Genomic DNA, 19496 nt, shown 5'->3' on the forward strand with positions numbered 1-19496 from the left:
TGTGGCCTCCTCAAATTCACCTGAGAGATTGTTGCAGAATGTCAGTCTATCCGACGTTTCCCAAAAGCAGTACATGCGTACTTTTCGGGTGTGCTCTGCAGGTTCCCCCAAAAGACGTACACCCCCGCAACCCGGTTGGGTCGCAGGGGTGTTCGTCGAAAAGCAGTGACGCGTTATGCGCGCTGCATCTTGCCATCCTTGTCAGCGAACGGGAAGCCGAGGTGGCGCAGGAGTGCGCGGCCCTCGTCGTCGTTCGTTGCGGTGGTGACGACAGTGATGTCCATACCGCGGACGCGATCGATCTTGTCGATGTCGATTTCGTAGAACATCGTCTGTTCGGTCAGGCCGAAGGTGTAGTTGCCTGCACCGTCGAACTGCTTGTCGCTGAGGCCACGGAAGTCACGAATACGTGGCAGAGCAACCGTCAGCAGGCGGTCCAGGAACTCCCACATGCGGTCGCCGCGGAGGGTGACCTTCGCGCCGATCGGCATGCCTTCACGGAGCTTGAAGTTAGCGATGGACTTCTTCGCGCGGCGAAGCTGTGGCTTCTGGCCGGTGATCGCGGCGAGGTCCTCGAGTGCGCCGTTGATGACCTTGGAGTCACGTGCAGCGTCGCCGACACCCATGTTGACAACAATCTTGGTCAGACCTGGGATCTGCATGACGTTGTCGTACTTGAACTCATCGTTGAGCTTGGTACGGATGTCCTCTTTGTACTGGGTCTTCAGACGAGGGGTGTAGTTCTCAGCCATGCTTAGATGTCCTTCCCGTTCGACTTTGCAACGCGGACCTTCTTGCCGTTTTCGTCGAAACGGTAGCCCACGCGCGTCGGCTTGCCGTCGGAATCCAGGACCATCACGTTGGAGACGTGGATCGGAGCTTCCTGGGTGACAATGCCGCCGGACTCTGCGCCGCGCTCGTTGTAGGAGTTCGCGACGTGCTTCTTCATGCGGTTCACGCCTTCAACGAGAACGCGCTGACGCTTCGGGTATGCCTCAATAACCTTGCCCTGCGCGCCCTTATCCTTGCCAGAGATGACCTGGACCATATCGCCCTTTTTGATTTTCATCCCTAGATCACCTCCGGTGCGAGAGAAACGATCTTCATGAACTTCTTGTCGCGCAGCTCGCGAGCAACTGGGCCGAAGATACGGGTGCCGCGTGGCTCGGTGTCGTTCTTGATCAGCACTGCAGCGTTCTCGTCGAACGCGATGTAGGAGCCGTCCGGACGACGGGTCTCCTTCTTCGCGCGAACGATGACAGCCTTAACGACTTCGCCTTCCTTAACGTTGCCGCCTGGGGCAGCTTCCTTCACAGTGGCGACGATCGTATCGCCGATGCCGGCGAAGCGCCGAACGGATCCGCCGAGGACACGGATGCACAGGATTTCACGTGCACCGGTGTTGTCGGCGACCTTCAGGCGCGATTCCTTCTGAATCACTATTGGTCTCCTGACCTGGGTCGATGTGCGTTAGATTTCCGTCCTATACGCACGTGGTCAATGTCTTCGATGTCTTTTCGCTTGTCGACGGCACCTTCGGTACCGCAGGCGTACATGCTCAGCTCGGAAACGCGCAGAGCAAACACGCAGCAAAGGACAACTGGAACATTAAAGCACGGAACATGCGCGCCCGCAAACCATGACTTTTGGTTGTGTGGATTCGTGCCCGGTTCTGACCTTTGGTATGGTCATACCTATGAACTTCGATGGCACACTTGCGGATTCAATCGGCTTCAAGTCGTACCTCTACACCTACGAACTCCCCAAGTTCGCGGTACGCTCCATGCTCGCCGGCATGTTTTTGACGATCATGACGGCATTCGCCACCGTCGCCTCCACCCAAGTAGAAAGCAGCGCCCCCGGCTACGGCCGCTTCGTGTTCGCAGCTATCTTCTGCCTCTCGCTGTACGTCATCGTTGTCCTGGGGGCGGAACTCGCAACCGGCAACATGATGTTCATGACCTACGGCAGCGCCTCCGGACGCCTCCCCTGGCTCAAGGGCTTCCTGATGGTCTCCACCTGCACCATCTTCAACCTGCTCGGCGTCCTCATCACCGCGGTATTCCTGGTCCACGCCACGGCGTTCCAGCCGATCGGGATGGACAGCTTCCTCGCCGCGACCGTTGAGACCAAGCTCGCGAAGCCGGACAGCTTGCTCTTCATGGAAGGCATTTTCGCCAACATCGTGGTCAACATCGGCGTGCTGCTCGCCATCCAGGCTGGCAAGGACTTCACCGCGAAGTTCCTCGCCATCATGCTGATCGTTCCCGCATTCGCCGCAATGGGGTACGAGCACTCCATCGCCAGCTTCGTCGTCTTCTCCCTGGCGGGCTACGGCATCGGCGCCGAGCACTTCGCCGGGTTCACACTGACGAATGGCCTGATGAACTGGCTCATCGTGTGGGTCGGCAACTACATCGGTGGTGGCCTCATCATGGGCGGCGTCTATGCTTGGCTAAACAAGGGCGGCACCCCGGCAACCCCGCTGGCGACACGCCGCTAACCCCCAAGCAGAAAGAAAACGCCCCGTTCCCGCGAAGGGAAGGGGGCGTTCGTTATTGCTCGGTGAGCACTTAGCTCGAAGCAGCGATGCCCACGCCGGTTGCCGCAGCAACGATCGACAGGATGACCACAACGGCCATGTTGACGACACCGATGGACGAAAGCACAGCCGGAACCAGCAGCAGGTTCGGACCCTGCGGGCCAGCGAAGTTGCGCAGCTCGTTCATGACGTTGTTCAGCGGCTCTGGGTACTGTGCAGCACTTGCATCGGTAGCAACAACGCCAGACAGGACAACAACAGAAGCGGCAACTGCAATTGCGTTACGAAGTTTCATTCTTACGTTCTCTCTCTATGGTCTCGGGTGAATGGGTGGGATTTAGACGCGCTGCGAAGACGTCGCGATGTTCGTCAGGAAGCCCAAAGAGGACAGCAGTGCAGGCACGAGGATCAGGTTCTGTGCCTGGTAGCCACCGAGGCGCTTCAGCGCGTGCAGGACACCTGCCAGCGGTTCTGGCGCTGGCTGTGCTGCCTGTGCGACCGGTGCGCCCACTGCAAGAGCGGAAGCCACGAGGCCTGCGGCGAGAATGCGACGAAGTTTCATAGTTTTCCTCCTGTGATGTCCGCTAGACCCTTGTGAGCTAGCGCGCTGAACAAGACACCAACAGATTAACAGACCAATTTAAGGTTGTTGCCAGTTTTCTAAAAAACTTTTATTTTGCTTCTTCAGCTATCTTTTTCGGCTCGACGAAGAAGAGGGCATCGCCAAACTTCGTGTCTGCAGGAAGGCTTCTCGACGCCCCAATCTCCCCTACCCGCTTCGTATTCGAGACAACGACCGGAGTCGTCACTTCGTATCCTGCGTCGCGGATGGCATCGATATCGAACGTCGCGAGGAGCTGGCCTGCTTCTACGACGTCACCTTTCTTCACGTGTGCAGTGAAGTGCTCGCCCTTGAGGTTCACGGTGTCGAAGCCGATGTGCATGAGAATGTCCACGTTCTTGCCATCGGTCCCCTTGGCGCGGATTGCGTAGGCGTGGCCGGACGGGAACGTGACCGCAACCGTACCGGCGACGGGTGCGCGCAGCTCCCCAACCGTCGGCACGATTGCCACGCCGTTCCCCAGCTTGCCCTGGGCAAACATCGGGTCACTGACCGTCGCAAGCGGCACGGCGTTGCCCTCGAGAGGCGCCACGACGTGGAGCGCCTCGTCGGACGCCTCGAGCAGCGCTTGCTCGGCAGCGGCATCGGCGGCTGGATCCTCGGTTGCGTCCGGATCGATGCTGCCATGCTTGCCCACCAGGTAGCGCCCGTACCCGTAGGCCGCCACGAAGGCGATCACGAACGTAATGACGCCGAGGATCAGGAAGGTCACCATGTCATTCGCGCGGATGGAGACCACGCCGATAAAGCCCGCCGCACCAAGCGCAACTGCCTTGACATCAAAGATCGCAATCAGCATTGCACCAATACCGGCCGCGCCGAGGCCGATAAAGAAGGGCCAGCGGAGGCGCAGGTTGACGCCGAAGATGGCGGGTTCCGTGATACCAAATACGGCCGAGATGCCCGAGGAACCAGCTAGACCTTTGAGCTTTGCGTTGCGCGCCAGGAAGTACACGGCAAGGGCCACTGCGCCTTGCGCGATGTTCGCCATGGAGGCCGTCGGGAAGATGAAGGAGCCGCCCTGATTAAACAGCTCGAGCTCGATTGGCGGGAAGGACTGGTGCAGGCCAGTGATCACGATCGGCGAGTACACCAGACCGAAAAGCAGGCCACCGATTGGGCCACCGAAGTCGTACAGGCTGGAGAGGCCGACAATCAGCAGGTCACCGAGCCAGCGGACAAACGGGCCGACGGCGATGAAGGTAATGAAGCCCGTAATCAGCAGGGTTGCCAGCGGAGTAATCAGGAAGTCCGCCGTACCCTTCAGACGCTTGTGGAACCACTTCTCGATCGTTGCCAAGATCCACGCGACCGCCAGCACCGGCAGCACCGCACCCTGGTAACCCGCCTGCGCGACTGGCAAGCCGAACAGGTCCCAGAACGGCATCGTTCCGTCGGCAACGGAGTTCGCCACGTCGTAGCCGTTGACCAACGCCGGGTGAACCATCGCCATGCCCATGCCGGCGCCGAGGTATTCGTTGCCACCGAAGCGCTTCGTCGCGGAGTACCCCACCAGCACCGGCAGGAACGCGAACGGTGCGGAGGCCAGCACATTGATGATCTCCGTCAGACCCTGGATCTGCGGGAACATCCCCACCAGGGAGTTCTCCCCGAACAACCCCTCGGCGGTCAGGACGTTGTTGAGCGCCATGAGCAGACCGCCGCCAACCAGGATTGGGATCAGCGGCACGAAGATGTCAGAAAAGACCTTAATGAAGCGCGTAAACCAGTTGCCCTGGTTCGCCGCTACTTCCTTCAGGTCTTCCGTGGAGACAGCAATGCTCTTGCTGGTCATGCCGTTGAGCTGATCAAAGACAATGTCCACGTCACCGGGGCCGACGATGATCTGGAACATGCCGCCGGTTGCGAACGTGCCCTTCAGATCCGGGTCGTTCTCCAGTGCGTCCTGCGCAACCTTGTCGACGTCCTTAAGCACGAAACGCAGTCGCGTCGCGCAGTGGGCGACGCCAACGATGTTTTCCTCGCCCCCTACCCCGGCGAGGACCCGCCGGGCTACTTCTTTGTGGTCCATGTGGGAATCCTTTCTCTTCCCACACAGTCAAACATCTATACGGGCATAAATCAGCTTACTTGCGTCCGATTACCCCCGGTTGTGGCCGATTTCACGTACTTCCACAGCGCCCCATGGGGCTCCCTCAGTACCGAAGACCGCCGAGGAGAACGCCACTTCCCCGTCTCCGGCAACAACTTCGAGCGCCGCCCCGTCAGCGCACACCACGAGTTCGCCCTGCGCGCACTCGGCGCGGCGCTCGTCACCGCCGACCGTCACGCTCAGCGTTCCACGCCCGGCCTCGCCAGGCCGCCACGCCACGTGAGCACCAACGCCACCGGCATCGTCGACCAGGTCGGCCTCCCACGGCTGTCCCCTGAGAACTTCGCGGTGCACGACCATCCCCGCGGGATCGGTTGGGAGAAGGAGTTCGGTGCGAAGCTGGCCGTCGACAAGTTGGAGCCTGCGAGGCAACGTCAGCTGATGCACCCAGCCCTCTGCCTGAAGCGTTGGGGTGTCATCGCGGGCAGGCAGTCCCATCCAACCGAGCGACAGCGCATCGCCATCGTCCTCGGCGACCATCTGCGGCGCGTAAAACTGATGCCCAAAGTCCAACGCCCGGAACTGCGACTCCACGCGAAACCACAGGCCATCAAGCGAACCGACGACGTAGCCGCACTCGTCCGAGCCCGGGTACTGCGGGCACAGCACGAGTACCTCGCGCCACTGCCCCGTCGCGTGGTCACGCATCCGCAGCAGGTTCGGGCACTCCCACATGTAGGCGGCCTCAACGCGCGGGTCCAGCCCCTCGAACTGCAGCGCGCCAGCAAACGACCAGTTCAGCAGGTCCGGTGACTCGTAGAGCACCACCGCGCCGCGCTCCTCCTCACGCTGCGCGCCGAGCACCATGCGCCAGGAGCCGTCCTCATTCTGGGTGACGTGCGGGTCCCGGTAGTGGGCGGTAAAGCCGAGGGCTGGGCCGTCAATGAGCGGATTCTCCGGTGCACGGTGGTACACACCGCCCATCGGGCCCTCCAAGTCCTCAACGCGGACCAGGTTCTGCGTGGTCAGGCGGCACCCATCCTCCTTCACGTTGCCGGTGTAAAACAGCATGACCTCACCGTCGTGGACCACGGAGGACCCGGAGTAGCACCCGTGCGTGTCGTACGGGAAGTCCGGATACAGCGCGTCCGGAAGGTGGCGCCACTGGCCCAGGCCCTCCTCACCCCCAATTGTGGTGACGGCGTGGCCCCAACCGGTGCGCTTCGCAGCGTGCGGAAAGCACGGATCATGCTGGTAAAACACGTGGAGTTGGTCGCCGATGAGCGTGACGCCGTTCGGGTCGTTGAGGCGCCCTTGCGGCGGGGACAGGTGAAATGTTGGCCGGTACGTCATGCGACTTAGTCTACGGTGGAACCATGATCACTGTGTACGGCGAAGCCCTCGTTGACCTTGTCCCCCAGGACCGTTCCCCGCTCGCGCCGCTGGTGCCCGCGCTCGGTGGCGGCCCGTTCAATGTGGCCCGAGCTCTGGGCCGACTCGGCGCAGACGTCTCCTTCCAGTCACGGTTGTCTCGCGACAACTTCGGGGAGGCACTCGCCCAATCGCTTCTCGACGCCCACGTGGACCTCACCAACTGCGGCCGCGGCGACGAGCCCACTACCCTGGCCGTCACCGCGCTGGCGGAGAACGGCTCGGCGACCTACACCTTCTACGTTGACGGCACCGCCGACCGCTTTGCACAGCCAGTCCCGGTGCAGGAGGGCTACGCGGTGTTCGGGACCCTGTCCCTGGCGCTAGAGCCCGCGTCGCTGCGCTACGCGGAGGCCGCCTCTGAGTCGGCGAAGCACGGCGCAATCGTCTGCCTGGACCCGAATATCCGCCCGGCGTTCGCTTCCGAGAAACACCGCCTGTTCCTGCGGGGGCTGCTCGATTCCGTAACGGTGCTCAAACTCTCCGACGAGGAAGTCGAGTTCCTCGGTGACACCTCCCACGTGCCAGTCGTGGTGACCACGCTCGGCGCCGACGGCCTGCGGGTACGCGCGCCGTTCGGCACGGTCACGGTCCCGTCACCGAAGGTCACGGTCGCGGACACGATCGGCGCCGGCGACACGGTGATGGCGGCGCTGGTCCACCAGTTCGACGCCCGCGGCCTGGACCGCGACGGCCTGCTCGCCCTCGGCGAGGAGGAATGGTGCGACATCCTCACGTTCGCCACCCGCGCGGCCGCGATCACGGTGTCGCGCACCGGCGCAGACACCCCCTTCGCCCACGAGCTGGATTAGGAAGCCGCGTTCGCTGGCTCCCACCCAAGCGCCGGCGCGACGTGCTCGGCGAACCCGCGCAGGATCTGCATGCACACGTCCACCCCGGCCTGGTTCGGAACGGTGAGCATCAGCGTGTCCGCGGCCTGGATTGCTGGGTCATTACCGAGCTCCTCGATAAGCTGATCGGCCTCTGCGGCGTACGTCTTGCCGAACGTGGTGTACACACCACGCTCAATCTGACCGATCTGTTCCTCGGTATCCAGCAGTCCGAAGAGCCGCTCGGTGTCCTCGTCCACGATCGGAAAGATAGAACGAGAAACAGAAACGCGCGGCTCCCAGTCGTGGCCCGCGGCCGCCCACGCCTTCCGGTAGTGCTGAATCTGTTCCGCCTGCAGCTCGCCGAGGCTGCGGCCGTCGGCTTCCGAAATCAGCGTGGAGCTCATCAGGTTCACGCCGTCGCGGGCAGCCTGCTCGGCGCTGGCGAACGTACCTGCTCCCCACCACACCCGGCGCGCCGCATCCTCGGAGTGTGGCATCACCGAGAGCGGGCTGGCAGGCGGGTACATCTGCGGGTACTGCTCCTCAAGGGATGCGGCGAGCGCCATCGGGTCCCCGCGCAGCGCGGAAATGAAACGCTGGAAATGTGCACGCGCCAGGTCAGAACCGTTCGCGGCCTCTGACTCGTAGCCGAAAGCGCGCCACCCTCTATCGGCAGGCTCCGGTGACCCGCGGGAGACGCCGAAGGCGAGGCGGCCGTCGCTTAGCAAATCGAGCGCGGCGACGTCCTCCGCGAGCTGCAGCGGGTTAGTGTAGCGCATATCCACGACGCCGGTGCCCACCTCAATGTGCTTCGTCGCCGACGCCATCGCGCCGAGCAGCGCAATCGGAGACGCGAACTGCGGCGCAAAGTGATGCACGCGCACGTATGCGCCGTTGACACCGATAGCATCCGCCTGGCGTGCCAGCTCCACAGTGTCCTGCAGCGCCTCGCGGGCGGTCATCCCCTGGCGCCCGGGTGGTGCGTGGTGACCGAATGAAAGGAACCCAAACTTCTTCATGCGGCCACTCTAGCGCGCTACTCCACCGTGACGGACTTCGCCAGGTTGCGCGGCTGGTCCACGTTCAAGCCACGTGCTTGCGCAACGGTGCAGGCGAAGATCTGCAGCGGGATCGTCGACAAGAGGGGCTGCATGAGGCCGGCCGACTGCGGGATGCGGATCACGTGGTTGGCGAAGCGGTTCACGTCTTCGTCGCCCTCTTCCGCGATCACGATGGTGACGGCGCCACGCGCGCGGACTTCCTGGATGTTGGAGACAACCTTGGCGTGCAGGTTGTGGCGCGAACGCTTCGACGGCACGATGACGAACACCGGCTGCCCTTCCTCAACCAGCGCGATCGGGCCGTGCTTGAGCTCGCCTGCGGCGAAGCCCTCTGAGTGCAGGTAGGCGACCTCCTTGAGCTTCAGTGCGCCCTCGAGCGCGACTGGGAAGCCGACGTGGCGGCCGAGGAAGAGTACCGACTTCGCGTCGGCGAGCTCGCGGCCAAGTTCCTGGATTTCTGCTTCGTTGTCCAGGATCCACTGGATCTTCTCCGGCATCTCCTCCAGCTCAGCAATGATGGTCTGGATTTCGTCGGTGAACTTGTTGCCGCGGACCTGCGCCAGGTACAGCGCCAACAGGTAGGACGCCACGATCTGGGAGATGAACGCTTTCGTCGACGCCACTGCGATTTCTGGGCCAGCGTAGGTGTACAGGGATGCGTCGGCCTCACGCGGGATGGAGGAGCCGACCGTGTTGCAGATCGCGATGACCTTCGCGCCCTGCTCGCGCGCGTGGCGTACCGCCATGAGGGTGTCCATGGTCTCGCCGGACTGCGAAATTGCTACGACCAGGGTGTTCGGGGTGACGATCGGGTCGCGGTAGCGGAACTCGTGCGCCAGCTCGACCTCCGTCGGGATGCGGCACCAGTGCTCAATCGCGTACTTCGCCACGTGCCCCGCGTACGCAGCGGTACCGCAGGCCACGATGATGATCTTGTCGACGCTGCGCAGCACGGACTCGTCGATACGTAGTTCGTCGAGCGTGAGCTTTCCCTCGGCGTCGAAGCGGCCGTAGAGGGTGTCGCGAACGGCGGCCGGCTGGTCGTGGATCTCCTTCGCCATGAAGGAATCGAACCCACCCTTTTCTGCGGCGGTGACGTCCCACTCGACGCGGAACGGGCTGCCCTCGGCGTGGTTGCCTTCGAAGTCAATGATGTCGTAGCTGTCGGCGGTCAGGGTAACGATCTGCCCGTTGTCCATCTCCACCGCGTCGCGGGTGAACTCGATGAAGCCGGAGACGTCAGAGCTGAGGAAGTTCTCACCCTCGCCCAGGCCGATGACCAGCGGGGAGTTCCAGCGCGCCGCAACGATACGGTCCGGGAATTCCTGCTCGATGGCCAGCAGCGTGAACGCGCCCTCGAGTCGCAGGGCGGTCAGGCGCATTGCCTCGGTGAGGTCCTTGTTCGCCTCAGTATTGAAGATGTCCAGCAGCAGCGTGGCTGCCACCTCGGTGTCAGTTTCGGAGCGGAACGTGTAGCCCTTCTCGCTCAGCTCAGCACGAAGTGCCGCGAAGTTCTCGATGATGCCGTTGTGCACCACGGCCAGCGCGCCGTCGCCGACGACGTGGGGGTGGGCGTTGGCGTCGGTAGGCCCGCCGTGGGTTGCCCACCGGGTGTGCCCGATGCCCAGGTTGGAGGGCGCAAGCGGTGCCTCGGCGATGGCCTGCTCAAGGTCCGCGACCTTGCCTGCCTTCTTCCTGCACGCGATGGTGTCGCCCTGCATGACTGCTACCCCGGCCGAGTCATAACCGCGGTATTCGAGCCTGCGAAGCCCATCAATAATGACGGTGAGGGCGTCGTGCTCGCGTGCACGCTCGCCACCTATGTATCCAACGATTCCACACATGGGGCGAATTTTACACGCGGCGTAGTTCCTGAAAAAGTGACGCCGCCGTACCCTAGCCCAGCGAGCCGGTGAGCTTTCCGTGAAACTCCGTGGTACTCGGGTTCATGCCGACAAAGCGCACGTGCTTGCCGTGCTCGGCGTACTTTTGCTCAATGCTGTCGAGCGCCGCGACTGTTGACGTGTCCCACACGTGCGCGCGGTGCAGGTCCACGACAACCTCTTCCGGGTCCTCCGAGTACATAAACAAGGTGGTCAGGTCGTTGGAGGAGGCGAACAGCAGCTGGCCGGATACCACGTAGTGGGCAACGCCGTCGATAACTTCGCGGGTCACTTCAACCAGGTGGGCGACGTTGCGTACAAAGATGACCGACGCAACTAGGACGCCAACCACGACGCCGATGGCTAGGTTGTTCGTCGCCAGCACCACCGCGACCGTGATCAGCATCGTGACGGTTTCCGACACCGGAAGCTTACGCAACGTGCTCGGCGTCACCGAGTGCCAGTCGAACGTGCCCACCGACACCATCACCATCACGGCGACCAACGCTGCCATCGGAATCATGGCGACGTATTCGCCGAACGCGAGCATCAGGATCAGCAGGAACGCGCCCGCCAGGAAGGTGGAAATACGGGTGCGAGCCCCCGAGACCTTCACGTTGATCATGGACTGGCCGATCATGGCGCAGCCACCCATCCCGCCGAACAGGCCGGTGACAATGTTCGCGACGCCCTGCCCCCAGCTCTCGCGAGTCTTGTTGGAGTGCGTGTCCGTGACTTCGTCAATCAGCTTCGCGGTCATCAGCGACTCCATCAGGCCAACAAGCGCCACGCCGAGCGAGTACGGTGCGATGATCCGCAGCGTCTCCCAGGTCAGCGGCACGTGTGGGATAAAGAATTCGGGCAGGCTGCTCGGCAGCTCGCCGCGGTCCCCGACCGTCGGGACCGGCGCATTCGTCGCGACCGCGATGAGCGTCACCACCAGGATTGCGACGAGCGGGGCCGGAACCGCCTGCGTAAACTTCGGCATCACCACCATGATCACGATGGCCAGCGCCAGCAGCGGGTACACCGCCCAGTGAATGCCGATGATTTCGGGCAGCTGCGCCACAAAGATGAGAATCGCCAGCGCGTTGACGAAGCCAATCATCACGCTTCGCGGCAAGAACCGCATCAGCGTTGCGACGCCAGCAACCGCCAACAGAATCTGGAACACCCCGGCGAGCATGATGGCTGCCACCATGTAGTCGTAGCCGTAGTCGCGCACCAGTGGCGCGATTACCAGCGCCACCGCACCGGTGGCGGCCGCGATCATGGCGGGGCGCCCACCCGTAATCGCGATCACCATCGCCATGATGAAGGAGGAGTACAGCCCGATCTTCGGGTCCACCCCGGCGATGATGGAGAAGCTGATCGCCTCTGGGATCAGCGCCAGCGCCACAACTAGCCCGGCGAGGACCTCCTTCGTCAGGATGCGCGGTGTCTTCAGCGCTGTCGCCACTGATGGCTCGGGCTTGTACCGGCGCGTGTTTTCCGTGGTCAGCACGGTGGCTGCCATATGTGTCACTCCAAACGTTGTTGCTATTCGTAGCGCAGGGCTTCGATCGGGTTCATTCTCGAGGCGCGGTTGGCCGGGTAGTAGCCGAAGAACAGGCCAATCAGCAGCGCGAATACCAGTGAGAGTAGCACTGCCGAGATCGGGGGCAGCACGAAGGCGTTGAGCAGCAGCGCGCCCAGCATGCCGAAGCTCGCGCCCACGACCACGCCGAAGAGCCCGCCGATGAGGCAGACGATCATCGCCTCGGTGACAAACTGCGTGCGGATCATTCGCCTCGTCGCCCCGAGCGCCATGCGCACACCAATCTCGCGGGTGCGCTCCGTCACGGTAATCAACATGATGTTCATCACGCCGATACCGCCCACCAGCAGCGAGATCCCGCCGATCGCGGAGACCACCACGCTCATCATGGTCAACGTCTGGTTGAGCTGATCGATGTCACGCTTCATGTCGGCCACTTTCCCCTTGTAATCGGGGTCGTCCTCATAGGCACGGTCCGCCCACGCCTGGACGTCCTTGGCCACTTGATCGGTGTCGGCGCCGTCCGCGACGCGCACGCTCACGTTGTCCACGCCAGGCACCGGCGTGCGCATCATGTCCGGCTGCACCGTGTACGGCACCGCCATCATCGACTGCGAAAAGTCCCCGACCAGCACTCCCTGCTTCTCAAAGTGCCCGTACGCGCCGACCACCTGCACCGAAGCATACTGCCCGCCGATGTCCAGCTCGACTTCCTGCCCGATCGCCGAATCAGGGTCGTTATTGAACAGCTGCTCCACAACCTCCGGCGAGACCACCGCCACGGCACGGTTCGCCTCAATGTCGTCTTGGGTCAGAAATCGCCCGGCGGTCAGCGGCAGGTTCTGCATCTCCAGCTGGTCAGCGTTGACAAAACTCACCATCGTGGTGCCGTGCGCCAGCCCGCGTGTCGCCTGAGCTGTCGAGCTATCCAACTCAAACGCGATACCCTTCGCCTGCGCCCCGAGGTCGGCGCGCAGGTCCTCGATCATGTCGGGGGTGAGCTTCGAGGCGTCGTCAATTTCTTGGAACATGTAGCGGGCGGCCTCGCTGTCATCCTCCTGGCGGGGCTTGACTTCGAGGTGGACGTCGTGAATGCCGAACTGCTCCAGGCTGTCCAGCGTCTGCTTCTGCATCGCCTTACCCAGCGTCATAATCGCAATCACCGAGGCGATGCCAATGATCACCCCGAGCAGCGTCAGCGCCGAGCGCATCTTGTTCGCCCGCAGGCTCACCGTAGCGAGTCTGACAGATTCGCGCGGGTTCACTCCTGCTCCTCAACCAAGGTCACAGTGGCACCGACGCGTTCGCGGTACTCGGCAGGCTTGTTCAGCACCCGCGTCCCCTTCTCGACGCCCTCTACGACCACATCCGAATCCGAGACCAGCCCAACCTTGACCGGCGTCTTCACTACCTCGAACTTGTCCCCGTCATCCTTCGGGCGAAGCGTGTACACCGAGTAGCTGCCATTCTCGTCGACGACGGCCTCCCGCGGCACAGCGAGCGCGTCCTTCGCGGACTCCGTGGTGATCTGCGCCTTTGCCGTCCCGCCGATCTTGAGGCCCTCGGTATCACCCAGAACCTCGATCTCCACGGGGAACTCCGGGCGCGCCGCCTGTGCCGACGCCCCATCCGCAGCGGGCTGCGCTTCCGCAACCGATGAAACATCCAGCACACGGCCCTTAAACTTCTTCGCGCCGGTGCCAGGCGTGGTGAACGTGACGGCGTCGCCCGGCTGCATCTTCGCCGAGTCCAGCTCCTTGACGCTCGCGCGCAGCACCAGCCGATTCGGGTCCGCCACCGAGAGCAGATAGCCCGTCGGCGTTTGCCCCTGCTTCACCGCAACCTCCGCGACCACACCCGCGATCGGAGCACGCACCTGACCCGACGCCACGTCGACCTCAAGCTGCGCGATTGACTGGCCAGCTGCCGCCTGCGCCGCCTGCACCCCACGCTGTGCCTGCTGCACAGCCGCCGCCTGGGAATCGAGCTGCTGCTGGGCGGCAAGCTTCGCCACCTCGAGCCCAACCGCCGCCTCTGCTTTCGCATCAAATGCCTGGGCAACCGCGCGCTGCTTCGCCGCAAGATCCGCGTCGGTGTCGTTGAGGGCGGCGTCGTACGCCTTTTGCGCCGCAGAAAGGTTGTGCTTCGCGCCGCGGAAACGCTCGTCGGCCTCCAGTTTGCTCAGCAACGGCTGCACAGCATCGTCTTGCGCCATCCCAGATTGGAAGATGCCGTGGTTGCCGCGCACAGACTCCAGGGCCGCCGTCAGCGCGTCACGACGCGCCGAGTCCACGCCCTGCGCCTGCGTAAGCAGCGTGCTGTCCAGGCCCGCAGCGACTGCTTTCTTTCGCTGCTCGAAAACTGCGGTAGCCTCCTGCAACTGGCCATCAGCCTGGCGAAGCGCCGCCTCCGCCTGCGTCACCTGCGGGTTCAGGCCACGCTGCATCGCGTCGCTCGACTGCTGGTAAGCCTGCTGGGCCTGCTCAAGCTGATTCTGCGCCGCGACATCCGCCGAAATCTGCTGCGCGCGCTGCGCATCAATCTCACGCTGGACCCCCGACGTATCCAGGACCGCGACGACCTGGCCCGCCTCGACACGCTGTCCCACCTTCACGTTCAGGGCTGTGACCGGGCCGGTCAGGTGCGTCGTCAACGCGGTCACCGTGGCAGCCTCCACCGTCGCGGTGACCGGCACTTTGGCAGCAACATCACGAGGAGCGAGCTCTGTCGTATCAGCTGCCATGACCGGCTGACCGCCCCCAAACCCGCACGCAGCGGTAGAGGCAAGAATACAAAGCCCGAGCCCCACGGTGGCAAGGGTCCGGGAAACGACATGGTTCGTTCGGCGCAGTCCTTTATTCACAGCGCTAAGGATAGCCGAAGTTTCACATCAATCAGAAGTTTTACGGATATAAAACTCCGGGTGATCCGCGCGCAGCAACGTGTTGCCAGTCAGGCCGCACCAGGCACGAATATCGATATCGATCGCCTCGTTCGTGGACCGCAAGTGCAGCACTTCCCCATCCTTGATCTGGTCGCGGAACAAGAGGAAGAGGCGCACCAGGACATCACCGCACGCGATGTCCTGGGCGTCCCAGTAATGATCCTCATGCATTGCGGCGTGCCATCACGTTGTCGCGGGCCTGCACAATGAGCGCGAGCTGCTGCTCAGCCAAGTTCGCGGCCACGATTGGGTTATCCGCAAACGTTGCAAAACCGCAGTCCGTGGAGAAGACCACCCGGTCAGCCCCGAACGTGTCCAGGGCTCGCTCGATGCGCTCCTCCACTGCCTCGACGGGCTCCAGCTCCTGGAGCTTTTGGTTCAGCACGCCAACGCAGATGCGCTGGTCGTCGCGGATTCCCTCGAGGGCTCGGATATCGCCGGCGCGTGGCGTCGCCAACTCCATGGACAACATACCCACGTTCAGCGAGGCGAACAGCTCAACAAACGGAGCGTAATCGCCCGTCAGCGCCGCCGACTCGTCCGTGGTCCAGTTGCCGCGGCACACGTGCAGCGCCAACCGCTCCTTCGGCAGCCCCTCCGTCAGCTCATCGAGCAACGACTTCGCGAACTCCAGCTCCTCATCCACCGTGCCCTCCAGGCCGTCGAGCGCGCCACACATAAACGTGCGGCCGCCCCCGCCTGCCTGCCCGTACACGACTTCAGTAAGCACCGGCTCATCGATCTGCACCAGCGACGTTCCCTTCGCCAGCAATTCGTGGAGCTCCTCGCGCAACACCCTGACAATGTCCTTCGACATCTCCTCACGGTTCTCGTACGCGCGGTCGGAGACACACTCCATCCACATCGTGCGCGTGAGCAGATACGGCCCCGGCAGGCACACCTTCACCGGGCGGTCGGTGAGCTGCTGCACGAACTCAACCTCGTGCGCAACCAGCGGCTTATCGCGACCAAGCGGGCCAAAGACCGCCGGGTGGCGCACCTCGCCCGCCGGGACGTCCAACGCGCGAAGCTCGCGCTCGAACTCCTCCGGGTCATCCACGTACGGCAGCAGGTCCGTAATCGGGATCAGCTGGCAGTTCTGCAGACGCCCCGCGACGAAGCTCGAGTAGTTGTCGCGTCGCATTTCACCATCCGTGACGACGTCCACTCCGGCCCGCTCCTGCGCCGACACCACCAGGCGCACCGCGTCGTCGGCTGTGGCCTGGAACGTGCCCTCATCCATCCGCTCTTCGAGGTGGCGGTGCAGCGCATCCAACAACCACGGAGACCGTGGCCAAGAGCCCATCGTCAGCACAGATCCGGCCGGAATCTCCGGCGCGGGAGCTGGCTCAGACAGTTCCTTGGCGATCGTCGGCTCCACGACCTCCTGCGTCACCGGCATCTGCGGGCGCTTGCGCGGCCCCTTCTTCTTTTTCGGGCGCACAGCCTCGGGAGCGGCCGGGATGTCAGCAACCTCCACGGGCTTCGTAAACGCCCCCTTCGACACGAGGAAGCGCCACCGCTTGTGCTCTGGCTCCTCAACCACGTTGACCAAGTCATTGCCAGTCAAGTTACACCAGGAAGGCAGGTCCACCTTGACTGTGGGGTCGTAGGAGATAATCTCCAGCAGCTGGCCAGACTCGAGCGGATCGATGTTCTTTCGGATCAATAACAGCAACCCGTTACCGCAGTCCAGATCGCCGCCGTCGAAGCTGGCGTCTGGAGCGTACGGGTGCAGATTCTCGGACTGAGACATCGTTGCCTTAGTAGGAAACGCTTGGGGTGCCGTCTGCCAGGAACTCAACCAGCTTTGCGCCGCCGACGATGGTGGCGCCGTCGATAAGATCCTCTTCCCCGAAGCCGCGCTTCTTGGCACAAGGCGCGCACACGTACAGCTTGCCCTCTGCGGCAACGAAGTTCTCAATCAACTCCTTGATTGGAGCGAAGCCCTCCTCATGGATGTCGTCCGCGTAGCCCTTCGCAGCGAGGCGAGCGCCCTCGGAAGACAGGAAGACCATCGTGTCCTGCGCGGAACCTACAGCAGCGTTGGCGACGACGAAACCGAGCGTCGCAAGGTCCTCATTGTCCTTCGCGTGTGCAACAGTGACGCAAAACTTGCCAGTACCCATAGTGAACTCCTTTTCATTGAACGTTACGAGCACCAGAAAGTCTACCGAAATAGAAAAAGCACCACCCCGTCGTAACGAAACTTGGGGGTGGTGCTCTCTTGTCCTTGAGTCGGACGCCTCTACCGGATGGGTTTAGCGTGCCTTCTCAATGATCTCCACGAGACGGAAGTGCTTGTCCTTGGACAGCGGACGCGTCTCCTGGATGCGGACGAGGTCGCCAACACCTGCGGTGTTCTCCTCGTCGTGTGCCTTCACGCGCTTGGTGGTACGGACGATCTTGCCGTACAGGGCGTGGGACTTGCGGTCCTCGACCTCAACAACGATGGTCTTGTCCATCTTGTCGGATACGACGTAGCCGCGGCGGTTCTTCTGAACACGCTTCTCGTTGGTCTGTTCGTTCACGTTTGCCTCACTCATGATTAAGCCTCAGCTCCCGGAACAACGGACAGGCCGAGCTCGCGCTCGCGCAGCACGGTGTAGATACGTGCAATGTCGCGCTTCACGGTGGAGATGCGGCGGTTGTTGGTCAGCTGGCCGGTAGCAAGCTGGAAGCGCAGGTTAAACAGCTCTTCCTTTGCCTCGGACAGACGAGCGCGCAGCTCTTCGTCGTTGAGCTCGCGGAACTCGGATGCGGGGGTACCGTTTGCCATTAGAACTGGTCCTCCTTCTTGATGATGCGAACCTTGCAAGGCAGCTTCGCGCCTGCGCGGCGCAGTGCCTCGATAGCGGTTGCGTCGTTCGGGTAGGACATCTCAAAGAGAATACGTCCCGGCTTTACGTTAGCGACCCACTTCTCGACAGGGCCCTTACCGGAACCCATACGAACACCGAGCGGCTTCTGCGTCAACGGACGGTCCGGGAAGATGTTGATCCAGACCTTGCCACCACGCTTGACGTGGCGGTTGATCGCAATACGAGCCGCCTCAATCTGACGGTTGGTGATGTACGCCGGCTCGAGAGCCTGCAGAGCGTAGTCACCGAAGTTGATCGTGTTGCCACCCTTGGACACGCCAGAACGAGTCGGGCGGTGCTGGCGGCGGTACTTCACACGCTTAGGAATAAGCATTGATTAGCCCTCCTGCTTCTGCTCTGCACGCTGGCGGCGCTGGCCACCACGGCGTGGGCGGCGATCGCCACGGCCACGACGCTCGTTCGACGGAGCGTTGAGCTCGGACTCGCGCACGCCACCGACGACGTCGCCCTTGTAGATCCAAACCTTGACGCCGATGACGCCGAAGGTCGTGTGTGCTTCTGCGATGCCGTAGTCGATCTCAGCACGAAGGGTGTGCAGTGGCACACGGCCTTCGTGGTAGCGCTCGACGCGGGACATTTCAGCGCCGCCGAGACGACCCGAGGTCATGACCTTGATGCCCTTGACCTGTGGGTTACGCATAGCGGACTGGATTGCCTTGCGCATCGCACGACGGAACGCAACGCGGTTGACCAGCTGTTCAGCGATGGACTGAGCAACGAGCGTCGCGTCGGCGTCGACGTTCTTGACCTCGAGGATGTTCAGCGCAACCATCTTGCCGGTGAGCTTCTCGAGCTCACGGCGGATGCGGTCAGCCTCAGCGCCACGACGGCCAATCACGATGCCCGGGCGGGCAGTGTGAATGTCGACGCGGACGCGGTCACGGGTGCGCTCGATGACAACGTCGGAGATACCGGCGCGCTCGAGGCCCTTGGACAGGAACTCGCGGATCTTGATGTCTTCTGCGACGTAATCAGCGTAGTTCTTGTCGGCGTACCAGTGGGACTTCCAGTCGGACGTGATACCCAGGCGCAGGCCGTGTGGGTGAATCTTCTGGCCCATTACTTCGCCCCTTCCTTGGACTCGACAACTACGGTGATGTGCGAGGTGCGCTTCCGGATCTGGAATGCGCGACCCTGAGCGCGTGGCTGGAAGCGACGCATGGTCGGACCTTCGTTTGCCCAGCACTCGGAGACGACCAGCGTACGCGGGTCCAAACCGAAGTTGTTTTCAGCGTTGGCGGCTGCAGATGCAACAACCTTGGCAACGTCCTTCGCAGCACTCTGTGGTGCGTACTTCAGGACTGCGAGAGCCTCGGAGACGGACTTCCCACGGACGAGGGCGAGCACGCGGCGCGCCTTCATCGGAGAAACACGAACGAACTTGGCCGTCGCGGATGCAGTGGTGATGGTGTCAGCCATTGCTTATCGACGTCCCTTCTGTTCCTTGACGTGACCCTTAAAGGTCTTGGTTGGTGCAAACTCACCGAGTTTGTGGCCGACCATGGACTCGTCGACAAACACCGGGACGTGCTTGCGGCCGTCGTGGACGGCGAAAGTGTGTCCGATGAAATCTGGGAGAATGGTCGAACGGCGAGACCAGGTCTTGATTACCTGCTTGGTGCCTGCATCGTTCTGAGCGTCCACCTTGTTGAGGAGGTGCTCATCGACGAACGGGCCTTTCTTTAGGCTACGTGGCATGTCTTACTAC

At 62.6% G+C, this 19496-nt stretch carries 23 protein-coding genes; 2 read left to right on the forward strand and 21 right to left on the reverse strand.

Annotated features, from left to right (window positions below; genetic code table 11):
- Positions 1-173: 173 nt before the first annotated feature.
- The 3 genes from rplE to rplN are packed head-to-tail and all read right to left on the reverse strand — an operon-like array spanning position 174 to position 1440.
- Positions 174-752 carry a 50S ribosomal protein L5 gene (gene rplE, locus BJP06_RS03140; RefSeq protein ID WP_070363081.1) on the reverse strand — a complete coding sequence of 193 codons (579 nt, stop codon included), beginning with the start codon at positions 750-752 and terminating at the stop codon, positions 174-176.
- Between the two features lie 2 nt (positions 753-754).
- The gene (gene rplX, locus BJP06_RS03145; RefSeq protein WP_070363082.1) at positions 755-1069 is read right to left on the reverse strand and encodes a 50S ribosomal protein L24; all 315 of its coding nucleotides are present in this window, start codon (positions 1067-1069) and stop codon (positions 755-757) included.
- Positions 1070-1071: 2 nt separating this feature from the next.
- A complete protein-coding gene (rplN, locus tag BJP06_RS03150) occupies positions 1072-1440 on the reverse strand; it encodes a 50S ribosomal protein L14 (RefSeq protein WP_070363083.1) in 369 nt (122 codons plus the stop codon).
- A gap of 256 nt (positions 1441-1696) precedes the next feature.
- On the opposite strand from rplN, the gene BJP06_RS03155 reads away from it, so the two are divergent.
- Positions 1697-2503, forward strand: a complete 807-nt coding sequence (locus BJP06_RS03155; RefSeq protein ID WP_070363587.1) for a formate/nitrite transporter family protein — start codon at positions 1697-1699, stop codon at positions 2501-2503.
- A 70-nt stretch (positions 2504-2573) separates the two neighbouring features.
- On the opposite strand, the gene BJP06_RS03160 is transcribed toward BJP06_RS03155, so the two are convergent.
- The 4 genes from BJP06_RS03160 to BJP06_RS03175 all read right to left on the reverse strand — a co-directional run bounded on the left by BJP06_RS03160 (position 2574) and on the right by BJP06_RS03175 (position 6570).
- Positions 2574-2837 carry a hypothetical protein gene (locus tag BJP06_RS03160; protein WP_070363084.1) on the reverse strand — a complete coding sequence of 88 codons (264 nt, stop codon included), beginning with the start codon at positions 2835-2837 and terminating at the stop codon, positions 2574-2576.
- 42 nt (positions 2838-2879) lie between these two features.
- Positions 2880-3104 (reverse strand): hypothetical protein, encoded by a 225-nt coding sequence (locus tag BJP06_RS03165; protein ID WP_071572777.1) that lies wholly within the window; start codon positions 3102-3104, stop codon positions 2880-2882.
- 109 nt (positions 3105-3213) lie between these two features.
- A complete protein-coding gene (locus BJP06_RS03170; protein WP_071572778.1) occupies positions 3214-5196 on the reverse strand; it encodes a sucrose-specific PTS transporter subunit IIBC in 1983 nt (660 codons plus the stop codon).
- 69 nt (positions 5197-5265) lie between these two features.
- The gene (locus tag BJP06_RS03175) at positions 5266-6570 is read right to left on the reverse strand and encodes a glycoside hydrolase family 32 protein (RefSeq protein WP_071572779.1); all 1305 of its coding nucleotides are present in this window, start codon (positions 6568-6570) and stop codon (positions 5266-5268) included.
- 23 nt (positions 6571-6593) lie between these two features.
- Here BJP06_RS03175 and BJP06_RS03180 point away from each other — a divergent pair, with 23 nt between their 5' ends.
- Entirely contained in the window at positions 6594-7460 is an 867-nt protein-coding gene (locus tag BJP06_RS03180) for a carbohydrate kinase (protein WP_070477548.1), read from the forward strand.
- Here BJP06_RS03180 and BJP06_RS03185 read toward each other — a convergent pair.
- The 14 genes from BJP06_RS03185 to rpsS all read right to left on the reverse strand — a co-directional run bounded on the left by BJP06_RS03185 (position 7457) and on the right by rpsS (position 19486).
- Positions 7457-8500 carry an LLM class flavin-dependent oxidoreductase gene (locus tag BJP06_RS03185; RefSeq protein ID WP_071572780.1) on the reverse strand — a complete coding sequence of 348 codons (1044 nt, stop codon included), beginning with the start codon at positions 8498-8500 and terminating at the stop codon, positions 7457-7459. The genes BJP06_RS03180 and BJP06_RS03185 overlap by 4 nt on opposite strands.
- Positions 8501-8517: 17 nt before the next feature.
- Positions 8518-10386, reverse strand: coding sequence for a glutamine--fructose-6-phosphate transaminase (isomerizing) (glmS, locus tag BJP06_RS03190; RefSeq protein WP_071572781.1), 1869 nt, complete (start codon positions 10384-10386; stop codon positions 8518-8520).
- A gap of 52 nt (positions 10387-10438) precedes the next feature.
- Entirely contained in the window at positions 10439-11941 is a 1503-nt protein-coding gene (locus BJP06_RS03195; protein WP_071572782.1) for a SulP family inorganic anion transporter, read from the reverse strand.
- A 23-nt stretch (positions 11942-11964) separates the two neighbouring features.
- Entirely contained in the window at positions 11965-13227 is a 1263-nt protein-coding gene (locus BJP06_RS03200; protein ID WP_071572783.1) for an ABC transporter permease, read from the reverse strand.
- Positions 13224-14825 carry an efflux RND transporter periplasmic adaptor subunit gene (locus BJP06_RS03205; RefSeq protein ID WP_143110522.1) on the reverse strand — a complete coding sequence of 534 codons (1602 nt, stop codon included), beginning with the start codon at positions 14823-14825 and terminating at the stop codon, positions 13224-13226. Before BJP06_RS03205 ends, BJP06_RS03200 begins: the two co-directional genes overlap by 4 nt.
- A gap of 27 nt (positions 14826-14852) precedes the next feature.
- Positions 14853-15077: a hypothetical protein gene (locus BJP06_RS03210; protein ID WP_070363094.1), complete on the reverse strand. Its 225-nt coding sequence runs from the start codon at positions 15075-15077 to the stop codon at positions 14853-14855.
- Positions 15070-16662, reverse strand: a complete 1593-nt coding sequence (locus BJP06_RS03215) for a sulfurtransferase TusA family protein (RefSeq protein ID WP_071572785.1) — start codon at positions 16660-16662, stop codon at positions 15070-15072. Before BJP06_RS03215 ends, BJP06_RS03210 begins: the two co-directional genes overlap by 8 nt.
- A 7-nt stretch (positions 16663-16669) precedes the next feature.
- Positions 16670-17035 (reverse strand): DsrE family protein, encoded by a 366-nt coding sequence (locus tag BJP06_RS03220; RefSeq protein ID WP_070477537.1) that lies wholly within the window; start codon positions 17033-17035, stop codon positions 16670-16672.
- 132 nt (positions 17036-17167) lie between these two features.
- Positions 17168-17452: a 30S ribosomal protein S17 gene (rpsQ, locus tag BJP06_RS03225; protein WP_070363097.1), complete on the reverse strand. Its 285-nt coding sequence runs from the start codon at positions 17450-17452 to the stop codon at positions 17168-17170.
- Positions 17453-17454: 2 nt separating this feature from the next.
- Entirely contained in the window at positions 17455-17685 is a 231-nt protein-coding gene (gene rpmC, locus BJP06_RS03230) for a 50S ribosomal protein L29 (protein ID WP_070363098.1), read from the reverse strand.
- The gene (gene rplP / locus BJP06_RS03235; RefSeq protein ID WP_070363099.1) at positions 17685-18101 is read right to left on the reverse strand and encodes a 50S ribosomal protein L16; all 417 of its coding nucleotides are present in this window, start codon (positions 18099-18101) and stop codon (positions 17685-17687) included. The genes rpmC and rplP overlap by 1 nt, the downstream gene beginning before the upstream one ends.
- Before the next feature lie 3 nt (positions 18102-18104).
- On the reverse strand, positions 18105-18848 hold the full coding sequence (rpsC, locus tag BJP06_RS03240) for a 30S ribosomal protein S3 (protein WP_070363100.1): 744 nt from the start codon (positions 18846-18848) through the stop codon (positions 18105-18107).
- Positions 18848-19207 carry a 50S ribosomal protein L22 gene (rplV, locus tag BJP06_RS03245; protein WP_071572786.1) on the reverse strand — a complete coding sequence of 120 codons (360 nt, stop codon included), beginning with the start codon at positions 19205-19207 and terminating at the stop codon, positions 18848-18850. The genes rpsC and rplV overlap by 1 nt, the downstream gene beginning before the upstream one ends.
- 3 nt (positions 19208-19210) lie before the next feature.
- Complete coding sequence (gene rpsS / locus BJP06_RS03250) at positions 19211-19486, reverse strand: 30S ribosomal protein S19 (RefSeq protein ID WP_070363102.1); 276 nt, start codon at positions 19484-19486, stop codon at positions 19211-19213.
- Between the last annotated feature and the right edge of the window lie 10 nt (positions 19487-19496).

The organism is Corynebacterium sp. NML120713 (genome assembly GCF_001875735.1).
In the GTDB taxonomy this organism is placed as follows: Bacteria; Actinomycetota; Actinomycetes; order Mycobacteriales; family Mycobacteriaceae; genus Corynebacterium; species Corynebacterium pseudogenitalium.

Bases quoted from the DNA above. Each gene is read 5' to 3' on its own strand.
- rplE (WP_070363081.1), bottom strand. From the start codon at position 752: ATGGCTGAGAACTACACCCCTCGTCTGAAGACCCAGTACAAAGAGGAC.
- rplX (WP_070363082.1), bottom strand. From the start codon at position 1,069: ATGAAAATCAAAAAGGGCGATATGGTCCAGGTCATCTCTGGCAAGGAT.
- BJP06_RS03155 (WP_070363587.1), top strand. From the start codon at position 1,697: ATGAACTTCGATGGCACACTTGCGGATTCAATCGGCTTCAAGTCGTAC.
- BJP06_RS03160 (WP_070363084.1), bottom strand. From the start codon at position 2,837: ATGAAACTTCGTAACGCAATTGCAGTTGCCGCTTCTGTTGTTGTCCTG.
- BJP06_RS03165 (WP_071572777.1), bottom strand. From the start codon at position 3,104: ATGAAACTTCGTCGCATTCTCGCCGCAGGCCTCGTGGCTTCCGCTCTT.
- BJP06_RS03170 (WP_071572778.1), bottom strand. From the start codon at position 5,196: ATGGACCACAAAGAAGTAGCCCGGCGGGTCCTCGCCGGGGTAGGGGGC.
- BJP06_RS03175 (WP_071572779.1), bottom strand. From the start codon at position 6,570: ATGACGTACCGGCCAACATTTCACCTGTCCCCGCCGCAAGGGCGCCTC.
- BJP06_RS03180 (WP_070477548.1), top strand. From the start codon at position 6,594: ATGATCACTGTGTACGGCGAAGCCCTCGTTGACCTTGTCCCCCAGGAC.
- BJP06_RS03185 (WP_071572780.1), bottom strand. From the start codon at position 8,500: ATGAAGAAGTTTGGGTTCCTTTCATTCGGTCACCACGCACCACCCGGG.
- glmS (WP_071572781.1), bottom strand. From the start codon at position 10,386: ATGTGTGGAATCGTTGGATACATAGGTGGCGAGCGTGCACGCGAGCAC.
- BJP06_RS03195 (WP_071572782.1), bottom strand. From the start codon at position 11,941: ATGGCAGCCACCGTGCTGACCACGGAAAACACGCGCCGGTACAAGCCC.
- BJP06_RS03210 (WP_070363094.1), bottom strand. From the start codon at position 15,077: ATGCATGAGGATCATTACTGGGACGCCCAGGACATCGCGTGCGGTGAT.
- BJP06_RS03215 (WP_071572785.1), bottom strand. From the start codon at position 16,662: ATGTCTCAGTCCGAGAATCTGCACCCGTACGCTCCAGACGCCAGCTTC.
- BJP06_RS03220 (WP_070477537.1), bottom strand. From the start codon at position 17,035: ATGGGTACTGGCAAGTTTTGCGTCACTGTTGCACACGCGAAGGACAAT.
- rpsQ (WP_070363097.1), bottom strand. From the start codon at position 17,452: ATGAGTGAGGCAAACGTGAACGAACAGACCAACGAGAAGCGTGTTCAG.
- rpmC (WP_070363098.1), bottom strand. From the start codon at position 17,685: ATGGCAAACGGTACCCCCGCATCCGAGTTCCGCGAGCTCAACGACGAA.
- rplP (WP_070363099.1), bottom strand. From the start codon at position 18,101: ATGCTTATTCCTAAGCGTGTGAAGTACCGCCGCCAGCACCGCCCGACT.
- rpsC (WP_070363100.1), bottom strand. From the start codon at position 18,848: ATGGGCCAGAAGATTCACCCACACGGCCTGCGCCTGGGTATCACGTCC.
- rplV (WP_071572786.1), bottom strand. From the start codon at position 19,207: ATGGCTGACACCATCACCACTGCATCCGCGACGGCCAAGTTCGTTCGT.
- rpsS (WP_070363102.1), bottom strand. From the start codon at position 19,486: ATGCCACGTAGCCTAAAGAAAGGCCCGTTCGTCGATGAGCACCTCCTC.